Origin of the sequence: Polaromonas sp. (assembly GCF_039930745.1) — a bacterium.
GTDB lineage: Bacteria > Pseudomonadota > Gammaproteobacteria > Burkholderiales > Burkholderiaceae_C > Polaromonas.
In genome coordinates, this window is record NZ_JBDTTH010000104.1 from 1 (window position 1) to 13,456 (window position 13,456).

Annotated in this window: 8 protein-coding genes; 1 reads left to right on the forward strand and 7 read right to left on the reverse strand. The window is 62.7% G+C overall.

The features are described from left to right. The 7 genes from ABI660_RS20595 to argH form a co-directional block, all read right to left on the reverse strand. Positions 1-4,039 (reverse strand): MG2 domain-containing protein (locus tag ABI660_RS20595; protein ID WP_348071634.1); only part of this gene is annotated, 4,039 nt, incomplete at its 3' end. 157 nt (positions 4,040-4,196) lie between these two features. Next, on the reverse strand, positions 4,197-5,690 hold the full coding sequence (locus tag ABI660_RS20600; RefSeq protein ID WP_348071621.1) for a Do family serine endopeptidase: 1,494 nt from the start codon (positions 5,688-5,690) through the stop codon (positions 4,197-4,199). Positions 5,691-6,072: 382 nt separating this feature from the next. Beyond that, complete coding sequence (locus ABI660_RS20605) at positions 6,073-7,419, reverse strand: ATP-binding protein (protein ID WP_348071623.1); 1,347 nt, start codon at positions 7,417-7,419, stop codon at positions 6,073-6,075. A gap of 227 nt (positions 7,420-7,646) precedes the next feature. Further along, on the reverse strand, positions 7,647-8,306 hold the full coding sequence (locus ABI660_RS20610; RefSeq protein WP_348071625.1) for a response regulator transcription factor: 660 nt from the start codon (positions 8,304-8,306) through the stop codon (positions 7,647-7,649). A 155-nt stretch (positions 8,307-8,461) separates the two neighbouring features. Then, positions 8,462-9,379 (reverse strand): XamI family restriction endonuclease, encoded by a 918-nt coding sequence (locus tag ABI660_RS20615; protein WP_348071627.1) that lies wholly within the window; start codon positions 9,377-9,379, stop codon positions 8,462-8,464. Further along, positions 9,376-10,941: an N-6 DNA methylase gene (locus ABI660_RS20620; protein WP_348071628.1), complete on the reverse strand. Its 1,566-nt coding sequence runs from the start codon at positions 10,939-10,941 to the stop codon at positions 9,376-9,378. Before ABI660_RS20620 ends, ABI660_RS20615 begins: the two co-directional genes overlap by 4 nt. A 67-nt stretch (positions 10,942-11,008) precedes the next feature. Then, positions 11,009-12,418 carry an argininosuccinate lyase gene (argH, locus tag ABI660_RS20625; protein WP_348071630.1) on the reverse strand — a complete coding sequence of 470 codons (1,410 nt, stop codon included), beginning with the start codon at positions 12,416-12,418 and terminating at the stop codon, positions 11,009-11,011. Positions 12,419-12,651: 233 nt separating this feature from the next. Between argH and ABI660_RS20630 the strand changes: the two genes are divergently transcribed. Then, positions 12,652-13,456, forward strand: an 805-nt coding sequence (locus tag ABI660_RS20630; RefSeq protein ID WP_348071632.1) for a histidine kinase, incomplete at its 3' end; no start/stop codon positions are given.

Sequence of the window (13,456 nt, forward strand, 5' to 3'; positions counted from 1 at the left end):
GCGCACGGAACTGGTCGTCCTCGCGCACCAGCGGCGGCAGGCCGCTGATGATCTGAAGGTCCTGCGTAGCCTTGATGCTGGTCTGGCCCGTGCCGAAGAGGTTGGCACCGCTGTCGGCCACTGCCACGATCTTGAAGGTGGTCAGCGCGTCATTGAGCGGCACAGTCACCACGGCCTGGCCGTTGGCGTCGAGCTGCACATTGGGGTTCCACAGAAGCAGGGTATCGAGCAGTTCGCGCGTGTTGCTGCGCCCGCCGCCGCCGCCGGCCGCCACGGCCTTGCGGCCATAGTGCCTGCGGCCGATGATTTCCATCTGCGCGGTCGACGTCTCCACGCCCCAGGAGCGTCGCTGCAGCATCGCTTCGAGCAGGCCCCATGAGTTGTTGGGCATCAGTTCCAGCAGTGCCTGGTCTACCGCGGCCAGCGCCACTTCGGCGTTGGCGGCGGGTTGGCCATTGGGCAGCTTCACGGTGATGGTGACCTTGGCCTGGCTGCGCACGGCGTAGCTTTCCTTGTCGGTCTTCACGCTCACGTCCAGCTGGTGCGCCTTGGTGCCCACGCGGATTTCCGCAACGCCCAGACGGAACGCCGGCTTGCTCAGGTCCACCAGCGCGGTGGGCGCTACATATTCGCGGCCCTCGTACCAGAAAGACGTCCACCATTCACGCGGCGCCTTGAAGCCCCAGGTGAAGAAGCTGTACCAGGGCACCTCGCGCAGGCGGCCGCGCAGGGCCAGCACGCTCACATACACATTCGGGCCCCAGCCTTCCTTGATCTGAAGGGTCACAGTCGGGTCCTGGCCGTTGAGCTGCACCACCTGTGTTTCGACGATGCCTTCGCGCTCGATGGCCACCAGTGCCGTGGCAAAGCGAAAGGGCATGCGCACCTGGAACTTGGCGGTCTCACCGGGCTGGTAGCTTTTCTTTTCAGGCAGCACGTCCATGCGGTCATGGTCTTCGCCGCCGAACCAGAGCTCGCCCTGGCGGGTGACGTACACGTTGCTGGCCGCTTGAATGGTGTTGCCATCCTTGTCCTTGGCCGTCACGATCAGCTCGACCTCTCCGGGTTCGCCGAGTTTGGTTTCGCACAGCAGCAGCCCGCGGGAGTCGCTCTTGCCGCTGCAGACGTTGCCAAGGTCTTTGGTCTCTGTCTTGTTGTCGTAGGTGTAGAAACCTCCCACCATGCGCTTGCGGCTGGTGGTGGTGATGCGTGCCACGGCATTCACCTCCAGCGACACGCCGGGGGCCATCTTGCCGGTCAGGTCCAGCGCCAGCGCCTGGAACTTGATTTTCTGGCTGCTCGAGACCCAACCTTCGGTCTTGATGCCTGCCACCACGCTGGCGGGCCAGAGGGTCGAGACGCTGCGGATGGTTTGCACTTCACCGTTCGGGTCGGCGTAGGTGGCCTCCATCAGCAGCTCTTGCGGCTGCTTCTGTGTCGGGACGTCGTTGATGGTGAGCTTGCCCGCGCCATTGCGGTCCAGCGTCAGCGGCAACTTGTCGGCAATCACTCGCTGGTCTTGCGAGGAGGTGTTTTCTTCTTCGCCCTGGTTGCCACCTGAATGGCTGCCCGCCGCAGTGGGCGGTGAAAAACTAAAACCATCGTAGTCGCTGTAGCTCAGGCTTTTGCGGCGCACCAGCGCCGACACACGGACCGGCAGGTTCACGGCGCCGCCACCGGCTACATAGTTGATCTGCACATCGGTGGGGACCGACTTCACATTGACCAGGGCCTTTTTGTCTGAAGGGTTGATGCGTCCCTCCAGTACGGGCAGGCGGAACTCTTCCACGCGGAACTGCCCGCTGGAAAAGCTGCGTTCCCGCGTGCCGTTGCCGCTGTCGCGGTTGGCCTTGAGCTGCACTTCGTACACGCCGAGCTTGGCCGCGGGCGGAATGGCAAAGGTGTTTTCGGCGCTCAAACCGCCGGTGGCGGTTTTGCGCCAGGTCAGCGGCTGCGTGTATTGCTGGCCGCTGCCCACGTGCGTCACGACGAGCGTGGCCGGCGTGCCCTCGGGCAGACCAAAGCCCTTGCTGGTTTCGGTACGGAGCACGTGCTTCATCGACACCGTTTCACCCGCACGGAACAAGGTCCGGTCGAAAATCGTGTGGGCACGCTGGTCAGGCATGGCGCCGCGGCTGGTCGGCACGTTGAAGCGCCAGGGCTCAATCCCCTTGTGCCAGTCGCTCCAGGTGAAGGCCAGGTCTTCGGTACCGCCGGTGGTGCTGCGCGCGCTGACGAAATAGGCGTTGCGGTAGTCTTGGCCTGCGCAGCGCGGGGGGGCTGACGACAGGCCGCTGAAATTGGCGATGCCTTGTGCATTGGTAGTGGCCTTGGCCACTTCGGTGCCGTTGCAGCCGGAAATGCGCACCACGGCGCCCGCCACCGGCATGCCCTTGTCGAGTGTGGTGACCCAGGCCAGCGCGTTCTCGCGGCCCAGCTTGAAGTGCACGCCGGTGTTGGTGACCAGTGCCGAGGTACGTACATACATGGTCCGGCTGGTGCCGTGGCGTTCATCGAGCAGCGAGGTGCCGAGCTTTTGCGAGGCGATTTCAATCACGTGAAAGCCCGGCGACAGCGGAATGCCGACGACTTCAAACGGTCGCGGGTCGTTGTTCGCCGGTTTGGGCAGGTCCAGCGTTTTGACGCCTGGCTGGCCACCCAGTAGCGATACCATGCGCGACTGCACGGAGTCCCGGCCCTGCGCATCCAGCGCCTTGGGTAATGGGCCCTTGACGTCGGCCGCAGCGGTCTTGCGCGAGACTTCAGACTCGTCATAGCGCTGCACCTTGCGGAACCACGCAATGATCTCGGCATCCGTGCGCGGCTGCAGGTCGCTGACCTTGCCGGCGGCGGGCGCCAAGCCCTTCACCTGCAGCGCCGCTTCAACATTGCGCAGGGTGACGGGTAACAAGGCCGGGTCGCCGGGCTTGGTGTTGGGTTCGGCAAAGCGTTCAACGATGCCAAAGGGAGATGCAGCAAACTTGGCCAGTGGCGGCATGGGGCCTGTGGCTACCTTCAGCGGAAAGCTGTCGGCGTTGCGCAGTGTGCGGTCTGAAGCGTCCTTGAAGTTCCTTGGCAGCTCGAGCGTGAACTGGGCCTGCTCCGGAAACATCGGCTTGAAGCTCAGACTCGTGACCACGTTGTCGGCGTCGGTGTTGTCCGAATCAAACGTCGGCTTGAACGTGTCCTTGTCGCCCTTCAGGCGAATCGCCTCGGCCAGCTTGCGCGGCACGGGGGCGTTGAAGTTCAGACTCATCGGGCGCATAGGCAGGCAGGCCGATTGCGCGTTCTCTCGTTCACAGGTGAAGGACGCCGAGAACGGCTCGCGTACCTGGAAGTTGTAGCGTTTTTCGATTGAATTCGCGATGCCACTGGGGGTGGCTACGCCTTTACCATACACCAGCTGAACCTTGGCGGCCGGCGTCAGGCGCCGATTGCAGGTCAGGGTGGCATAACGCAGCGGCTCTTTGGCTGCGGCCTGGTCCAGGCCCAGGGACTGGAGCAGGCCGTCGCGCTCTTTCCCCTCAATCAGCTTGACGGGCACACGCTCGCCCAGGCCCTCGACCTGGCACCAGACGTTTTCCCGAATGCTGGCCAATGTAGCCGCGCCGTTGAGCTGCAGCACAAAGTACTGTTCCTCATCAATGCGCTGGTAGGTGCCGGGGCGCAGGTTCTGGATGAAGGGGCCGCCGGTGTTGAATTTGAAAGACGTATTGCCGGTCACAGGCAGGCTTTTGGGCGACTTGAAGGTGCTGACCGCCTGCAGCGAGCAGCTCACGCCGGGCGGCAGGTCGTTCTCAAACTCAAAGGCCCATTCGCGCTCATTGACCCACCGGCCGGAGCCTTTGGTGGCCTGCGCGTCGCTGCAGCTCAGGCTGACGGGGGCAGGGGCTTTGGGGTCGCCGAAGTTGACGGCGCTTTCGTCAAACTTGACGACAATCTGCCTTACCTTGGCGATTTCGCCCTGTGGCGAGACGCTGGTGATCTGCAGGGCCTGCGCACTGGTGGGCAGGTACAAAGCAGCGGCTGCCGCCAGCATTGCAGCTGTTCTTATTGTGTGGATTGCCACGTTTCCTCCTCGTTAGGAGGCCAAGCGTAGCCGATTTGTAGGTAACAAAATGCGAAGACGCGGGAAATAAAAGCACAAAAAAAAGCGGGCCGCAGCCCGCCTTTGCCATCAACAGCGCGTGAACATCTCAGCCGAGGTTGACCGGCACAAAAATTTTGCTGTTGCCACGCTGTATCAGCAGTGCCACCGATTTCTCGGCTTTGGCCACGGTGGCGCGCACCTGCTCAATGTTTTTCACAGAAACACCATTGATGGAGAGCAGTACATCGCCCGCCTCCACGCCAGCCAGGGCAGAAGGGCCGCTTGCCTGCTGCACCAGCAGCCCATTGTCCAGCCCGGCCTGTTGCTTTTCTTCGGGCTTCAGGGGTCTGAGGGCAAGGCCCAGCTTGCCCTGGCTGGGTGCCTCCTGCTTGCTGGTCACCTGGCCGGTTTTTTCATCGGCGTTGCCCAGGCGCGCAGTCAATGTCGTGGCCGCGCCCTGACGCCAGATGTCCAGCTTGACGCTCTCGCCGGGTGCTGCCAGCCCGATCACGGCAGGCAGGTCGCCTGACGACACGATGGGCTGGCCATTGACCCGGCGGATCACGTCGCCAGATTGCAAGCCCGCTTTGTCGGCCGGGCCGCCTTTTTCCACCGAGGACACCAGGGCGCCCTCGGGCCTGTCGAGCTTGAAGGAATCTGCAAAAGCCTGGTTGACTTCCTGCACCGCCACGCCGAGGCGCGCATGTTCTGCCTTGCCGGTGGCGACGATCTGGGTTTTGATTTTTTCCGCCACGTCGATCGGGATGGCAAACGATACACCCTGGTAGCCGCCGCTGCGGCTGTAGATCTGTGAATTGATGCCCACCACCTCGCCGCGCGTGTTGAACAGCGGCCCGCCCGAGTTGCCGGGGTTCACGGCCACATCGGTCTGGATGAAGGGCACGGTGCTGTCGTCGGGCAGAGAGCGGCCCTTGGCACTGACCACGCCTGCGGTGACGGTGTTCTCGAAGCCAAACGGCGAGCCGATGGCCAGCACCCATTCCCCAACCTTGAGTTCACTGGTTTTACCCAGCGTCACCACCGGCAGGTTGTTGGCCTCGATGCGCAGCACCGCGATATCAGTCCGGAGGTCAGCGCCCAGCACCTTGGCTCGGTACTCGCGCCGGTCGGTCAGCTTGACGGTGACTTCTTTCGCATCACGCACAACGTGCGCATTGGTCAGGATGATGCCGTCGGCACTGACGATGAAGCCGGAACCCTGGCCGCGGGTGGGCACCTCTTGTTCGCTCTTGCCGCCGTCCGGGCGCTGGCCCTGCTGGAAGCGCCGGAAGAATTCAAAAAAAGGATCGTTGGGAGCGGCATCCTCTTCGCCTTGGGCCATCGGCCAGTCGTTCGACACCCGGGTGGTTCCCGTGACACTGATGTTCACCACCGCCGGGCCATAACGCTCGGTGATCCTGGAGAAATCGGGCACGGCCATGGGCACGACGGCCGCCGCGTTGCTGGCGACGGCAGCAGGCGCGGCGGCCAGCGCGCCCGGATGCACGGCGTTCAGCACACCGACGCCAGCACCGCCGATGGCGCCGGCGGCCAGCAGTGCAGCGACCAGGCGGGTATTTTTCAATGCGAGGGAGGTCATGGGTCGGTTTCCTTTCAGTAGGGGCACACGCCGGTGCCGTTACCTGCAACTATGAGGACCTGGTCTTAGGCGGAGCTTAAAGAGCCCCCACGGTCGTTCACTGCGTGTAACTCCCTGCACCTTGCAGGCCGCCGCTCGCCAGAGGCTTCGCTTCTGATGCCTGTCCAAACCTGCTCAAGCAGGTTCGGAGCCGCAGGCACCAGCCCCGAGGGGGCCGCTGCGCCTGCGGACGACTGGCAAAGCCAGATCCGCGGCCCCTGCTTGACTGGTCAGGCGTGTCACGTTCGCTCGCTGCGAGTCCCGCGGCTAAGCATGGCATCAAAAGAGGCATTAGCCCTATGGTATATGCGCCACCAGCTATGAAATATATAGCAACCCGGGTTCAGACTGATGAAGGTGCGGGTGGAAAAAGCACCGCCACCCGCAGCCCGCCCAGGCGTTCCGAGCGGTCCAGTTTCAGCGTTGCGCTGTGCCGGTCGGCGATCACTTTCACGATGGCCAGGCCGAGGCCGCTGCCGGTTTCGGCGGTGGCATTGCCGGCGCGGAAAAAACGGTCAAATACGCGCGGCAGCTCGTCGGGTGCAATACCCGGTCCGCTGTCTTCCACCACGAGAACGGTGCGTTCTTTCTGCAGATGCAGGGACACATCGACGCGGCCGCCGGCCGGCGTGTATTTGACGGCGTTGTCGAGCAAGTTGCGCAGCAGGATGCGCAATGCCTCGTGCTGTCCCTGTACACGCAGGATCTGCTTCTGTGTTGCTGGCTCGGCCAGGCCCAGGTCAATCTGCCGCTGTGCGGCTTGCGGCAGCACATCGGCCACGGCCAGCGCCACCACTTCGTGCAGGTCGATGTTTTCGTCGCCGGCGCCGGCTTGTGTGCCGCCGGCTTCTTCACGGGCCAGCAGCAGCAACTGTTCGACCAGATGGATCGCCCGGTCTATGCCCTGGTTCAGGCGTGTGATGCCGGCTTGGCGTGCGGCCGGGTCCGCGTCGCTGCGACGCAGCGCCTGGGCCTGCAGCTTTAGCGCGGTCAAGGGCGAACGCAGTTCGTGTGCGGCATCGGCCACAAAATTCTGTTGTGCGGCAAAGGCCTCACGCACGCGGGCGAACAGCAGGTTCAGTTCATCCACCAGCGGCCGGATTTCGTCAGGCAGGCCGGCCTCGGACAGCGGCGAAAAGTCGTCAGCGGCCCGGCCTGCCACCTCACGGCGTGCGCGTTCCACCGGCGCGAGGGACCGCGTGATGACCCACCAGACCACCAGCATCAGCAGCGGCGTGAGCAGGCCGAAGGGCCATACCGCCTCGATGGCCAGCGCCCGCGCGCGCGCTGTGCGCGCGCCCAGGTCCTGCGCAATCTGCACGGTTTGCAGGGCCGTCTGCAGCGTGTAGACCCTGTAGTGGTTGCCGTTCGCCTCGACATCGGAAAAGCCCAGCACCGCGCGCTGGGGCAGCGTCGAAGGGGTGGAACGAAACAACTGGGTACCGTCCGGCCCCCAGATCTGGATGTACAGGTCAAAGCCCGGTTCATTGCCCTCGGGTAACAGCGGCGCGCCCAGCGGCACACCGCTGCGCAGCGAGCGCGCCACCTGCTGCAGGTGGTCGTCGAACATGGCGTCGGCCTGGCGCAAGGCACCGCGGTAGGCGGTTGCCGCCTGCAGCACCGCAGCCAGCAGGATGGCGAGCAGCACAAACCAGAGCAGGCGCTTGCGCAGGGAATGATTGGCCCCCACGCTCGGCACTGCGTGTCCGTCGCTGCCCCCCGGGGGGGCGCTGCGCCTGCGGCCCGGCAAAGCCGGACCCGCGGCCCCTGCTTGAAAAGAGAAGATCTCCCTCGCTGTATTCCGTTCTTCCTGAGCTTGTCGCTCTTCGACAGGCTCAGGACGGGCCAAGGCCGGTTCCGCGGCCGCGGCTGGTTTGGGCTCCCGGGTAGAGCTTGAGTGCTGACCTGTCGAGAGCGTCATTGTTTGGGCACCAGGTAGCCGAGGCCGCGCACGGTCTGGATCACGTCGGCACCCAGTTTTTTCCGCACGCCGTGGATATAGACCTCAACCGCATTGCTGCTCACATCGTCTTTCCAGCTGAAGAGCTTTTCCTCCAACTGGGCCCGTGAGAGCACAGCGCCCGGCCGGGCGAGCAGGGGTTCGAGTACCGCCCATTCGCGCGCCGACAGCGACACCGGCTCGCCATGCACCGTCGCTTCGCGGGTGGCCGGGTTCAGGCTTACACCCTTGTGTTCGAACACCGGCTCGCCCCGGCCGGCGCTGCGGCGCAAGAGGGCGCGCAAGCGCGCCAGCAGCTCGTCGGTGTCATAGGGTTTGACGACATAGTCGTCGGCGCCGGCATCGAGGCCGGCCACCCGGTCGCCAACAGCGTCACGCGCAGTCGCCACCAGCACCGGAACGGTATTTTTCCGTGCGCGCAGGGCACGCAATACCTCGAGTCCGTCGCGTTTGGGCAGGCCCAGGTCGAGCAGGACCAGGTCGTACTGCTCGCTGCGCAGAGCCTCATCGGCCATGCGGCCATCCCGCACCCAGTCCACGGCGTAGTGTTCGGCGCGCAGCAGCTGCAGCACCGACTCGCCAATCATGGGGTCGTCTTCAACCAGCAGTAAACGCATTGTTTTTTCCTTGCTGCCGCACAGTATGCGGCCAGCAGCTTAGAGGAGACTTAAGCCGCAGGCAAGGCGAGGTTGTGATGGGTTGTTATAGAGAATCCGCGAATAGTGCCTCGCGCCCATACGCGTGAATCAATCTCAAGCGGACTGCATGCCACTCAACGAGTTGATTCTATAAATTCGCCGAGTTTTGGCAGGTCATGCGACCAGAACAACGACAGGCCACGAGACTGTGCTTGCTCCAGGTTAATCACTTTAAAAACGCCCGAGAGCATGGCAGCTGGAACAACTTGCGCAGTGCCAAATTGTTTGAGCCAATAGTCGGCCTTGACAGCGGCGTCATTGTTGAGCCGCTTGACGCTGTTGGTGGCACTGTTGGATACCTTGCATTCAATAGCCATCAGGCGGGTGTCGTGCAAGCGGACAACAACATCAGCCTTTCGGTCGCCCAACTGACATTCCGCGCAGAATTGCATCGTTTGTGGCCCTTTGACCAGGGTATGAATGGCTGTGGTGGCCACTTCAGCAAAGCCCATGTTGCGCAAATGATCTTTGACTTTTGCTTCCTGGCCTTCTTTGCCGTCGTGGCGACGTTCGGTTGCAAGCCGTTGTGTTGCCAGGAGAACTGCCGAGGCAGTCAAGGCAGTCTGGAGTTGTTGTGTTGTTGGATTTTCCCGAGCCTGCACCCATGGAAAACGAAGCGGATCAATGATGCGCTCGATGACCTCGTAGACTTTGCGTAACTCGACTGGACGCTTTTTCAGTACGCCGGGTGCCAGCGATTCAACATCTGCAATCACCCGCAAGTCATCATCGGAGACAGGCGGACCTGCGAGATAGCGCAGCGCTTCCCCCAATTTGGCGCCGTGCGCTTCTGCCAGTTGTTCGTCGGTAATGCCGGCGGAGCCAAGGTTGCCGAGTTTGTTCAGAAGCAAGCTGAATTTCTGATACGCCGCTTTGTACTGAATGGCCCAGGCATCCGAGCTACCCAGTCGCTCGGACCGGAAGGCATTGGCTGACAGGGCGGCGTCCTGGGCCAGCTCTTCAACCGTCCACCTGCGCGGCTTGCCGCTCATGCGGTGAGCGTTTCAAGGCGGGGAATGTGCAAGCGCTCAATTTCCTTGGGCTCGAACTTGGTCAGTCCACCGGAGTAAGTACGGCCGCTGTCGGTGCTGACGTTTTTGTTGAGCCAGGCAACCAATGTCGCCAAGGCCTCCGGCGACAGTTGCTGTCTCGGGTATAAGCCGTGCGCAATATTGATATGTCTCGCGCCACAGATATTGAGCGTGAACTGGGGCGGCCGGCGGGCCATATAGGTACACAGAATAGGCGCAGGATCTTTCAATCCGACGGACCACCACGTTTTGCGGTGCTGGGCGGTATAACTTCGATCTGCTCCCTGCGTCCGTGCCCACGCGAGAAAAGCGTTGATATTTCTCTGCTCATGCCTGTCAAATTCGTCAAGATCAGCAGGAATGTCGATGACACGGCGCAAGGCTTGCGTGCATTTCAGATTTTCCCCAGCGTCGATGAGATCCCTGGCCTTGGTGACCGATGCAATCTTGATGCTGTCGGGCAATTTTGCAGCATGTTCACCCGCAATCCAGATGTTGTTTGCGCCCGTGACCTGGCCCCGGTGCACCCGGAAAAACTCTCCCAGTTCGATCTCTCCGGAAGTGTGGGACGCTGGGGGATGCACGATGATGGACCATCGCTTTTGAGTTTGGAATTTGTCGCGCGCAATCTCCTGTCCTTTGCTCAAACCATTGAGCAGTTCCAGTGTGGGAACAGAGCGAACCCGCATGGGTACCTGCGTTTCCCCCACACGAAAACAGGTGATGGCCGCTGTGCTGGCGGTGCCAGGAAACGCTTCGACGGTTGGCGAAAGCACATGCAAGGCCAACCCTCCCAGCTCGTCGATCAGCAGATGACGCAGGGCCGAACCATAGTTCACGTCCAACCATTCAGCCGATGTGATGAACGCGCCTATGTCGCCTTGTTTTGCGAGCAGCCGGGTTTGCAGAAAAAAATGCAGATGAAGTCCAGCCAGCCCGCTGGCCTTGATCCCAAACTCCGCAAAGCGCGACGCATACCAATGTTTCCAGAACTCGCCGATATCGTGATGGCGCACGTAAGGCGGGTTTCCGACAAACGCCGTGATGCCCCGGCAGGCAGGCAATTTGACATTGCGGTAGTCCTGCACCAGCACGGTGGCGCGCTCTGCCCAACCATGTACCTGAAGATTGGCGCGCAGCATCAGGGCGGCAAGCGGGTCCATCTCCACGCCCACGAGGGCGGCGTGCGGGAATTTTTTACCGGCGGCGATCATGAAGCGGCCGGACCCAGCCCCTGGATCCACGACGCGCGCAGGTGTTGCCTGCGAGGACAGCCACGACATCATTGACTCAACAATGGGGGCGGGCGTGTAAACAGCGCCGTCCGAGCGCCTTTGCAAGGCCGTTCGCATCTGCAGGAAGGCATCCCCCAATGGATCATCGCCGGCAAGAATCGCTTGGCGCACTTGGGCCAGTTCGTTCTGATCAATGGAGAGGTGCTGGTTTGCCTTGGCAAGCTTGCGCTCGGAGTCCGACAGACAGGTCAGATCACCGACGAGAGCGCAGCTCATGGCAATCAGCATGGATTCAGTTTGCATCGTTGCTCCGGTGTCGGAAGTCAAATACTGTATATATTAACAGTTACACCGTTCACTGCAAGCGCGCGCGGTGCCGCGCGATTTGCGCGCGCACCTGCACCGGTGACGTGCCGCCCAGGGTATTGCGCGCGTTCAGGGATCCGCGCAGGCTCAGGCAGTCGTACACATCTTTTTCAATCGTCGGGTTGAATTGCTGCAGCACGGCCAGCGGCAGCTCCGACAAGTCCACCGCATGCGAGATCGCCGCCTTGACGGCGTGTGCCACGGTTTCATGCGCATCGCGAAAGGGCAGGCCTTTCTTGACCAGGTAGTCGGCCAGATCGGTGGCCGTGGCATAGCCGCGCAGCGCGGCCTGCTCCATGGCTTCCGGCTTGACGGTGATGCCACCCACCATTTCTGCAAAGATGCGCAGCGTGTCCTTGAGCGTGTCGACGGTGTCGAACAGGGGCTCCTTGTCTTCCTGGTTGTCCTTGTTGTAGGCCAGCGGCTGGCCTTTCATCAGGGTGATCAGGCCCATCAGGTGGCCGACGACGCGGCCGGTCTTGCCGCGTGCGAGTTCGGGCACGTCCGGGTTTTTTTTCTGCGGCATGATGGACGAGCCGGTGCAGAAACGGTCGGCGATGTCGATGAAGCCAAAGCTTTGGCTCATCCACAGCACCAACTCTTCGCTGAGCCGGCTGATGTGGATCATGGCCAGCGAAGCGGCGGCCGTGAACTCGATCGCGAAATCGCGGTCACTCACCGCGTCCAGGCTGTTCTGGCAGACCTGCGGCTGGCCCATTTCATCGATCATGCCCAGGGTTTTGGCGACTCGCTCGCGGTCCAGCGGATAGCTGGTGCCTGCCAGTGCGGCGGCGCCCAGCGGCAGGCGGTTCACGCGTTTGCGCACGTCCTGCAGGCGTTCGGCGTCGCGCGCGAACATCTCGACGTAAGCCAGCATGTGGTGGCCAAAGCTGACGGGCTGCGCCACCTGCAGGTGGGTGAAGCCGGGCAGGATGACCTCGACGTTTTTCTCGGCGATATCGACCAGCGCCTTCTGCAGGTCAGTAAGGAGGGCGCCGATCAGGTCGATTTCGCCGCGCAACCACAGGCGCACATCGGTGGCCACCTGGTCATTGCGGCTGCGGCCGGTATGCAGGCGCTTGCCGGCGTCACCGACCAGCTGCGTCAGGCGTGCCTCGATGTTCAGGTGCACATCTTCGAGGTCGAGCTTCCATTCGAACGCGCCGGAGTCGATTTCCGAGGTGATCTGCGCCATGCCCTTCTGGATGGAGGCATGGTCGGCCGCGCCGAGGATCTTCTGTGCCGCCAGCATTTCGGCATGGGCCAGCGAGCCGGTGATGTCGGCTTGCCACAGGCGTTTGTCAAAAAACACGCTGGCGGTGTAACGTTTGACCAGGTCGCTCATGGGTTCGGAGAACAGGGCAGACCAGGCTTGGGATTTCTTGTCGAGTTGGCTCACTTCGGGCTTTCTTTGGGTGCCGTGGCCGGCTGGGCAGGCACGTTTGTCGGGTCAGGGGTGCCAGCTGGCTTGATTTCGGGGCAAGTAGGGGTTTGACGCCGGTTTTAGGCTGCCGCCGGTGCAATACTAAGACCCTTGATTTTATCTGCCTGCCGGGAGCCGTGGAAAGCCGGGCTTCCGCATCCCGCGGGTGGCCGCTCGCGCAAACGGGCAGGAAGCAACAGACTTTTTTCATGCAATCCAAGCCTAACCTCTCATCCTTCGGGGAATCCACAGTCCTGGATGGCTTCAGCCCGTCCGGGGACATGCCGGCCCTGCCGCCCCGCGTCAACGTGTTCGACGCCTGCAATGTCGGGGTGGTGCTGCGCGCCGTGCTTTTTGTCGAAGCGGTGGTGGGCGTGGGCGCCATGTTCGGTGCCGGGCAGTTTGTCGACTGGCTGTTGCGGTTTTCGCTGCTGACCGGTGGTGTGCTGCCTGCCACCCTGGGCTGGCTGATCGCTGCCTGCATGCTCAAGGGCCGGCTCGCGCGGCTGGGGACGACGCAGCAGTGGACGGCCGGCATTGTCATGGGTGCGCTGGCGGGCCTGTATGGCTGTGGCCTGCTAGCCATGATGGGGCTGCTCGACCCGGCGCCATGGTGGGCCAGCGCCGCCGCGGGTGCTTTGCTGTCCTCGGTGCTGGTGGCCGGGCTGGTGTGGCGCGCCAAGGCTCGCACGCCGGCCGCGACAGCCGCACGCCTGGCCGAGCTGCAGTCGCGCATCCGGCCGCATTTTTTGTTCAACACACTCAATAGCGCCATTGCCCTGGTGCGCGCCGAGCCGGTCAAGGCCGAGTCCGTGCTGGAAGACCTGAGCGAGCTGTTTCGTCACGCGCTGGCCGACCAGACCGAGTCGGTCACTCTGGGACAAGAAATTGCACTGGCGCGCCGCTATATGGCCATCGAACAGATCCGTTTCGGCGACCGCCTGCAGGTCCAGTGGAGCCTGGACCCCGAAGCCGACCCGGCTAAACTGCCGCCGCTGCTGCTGCAGCCGCTGG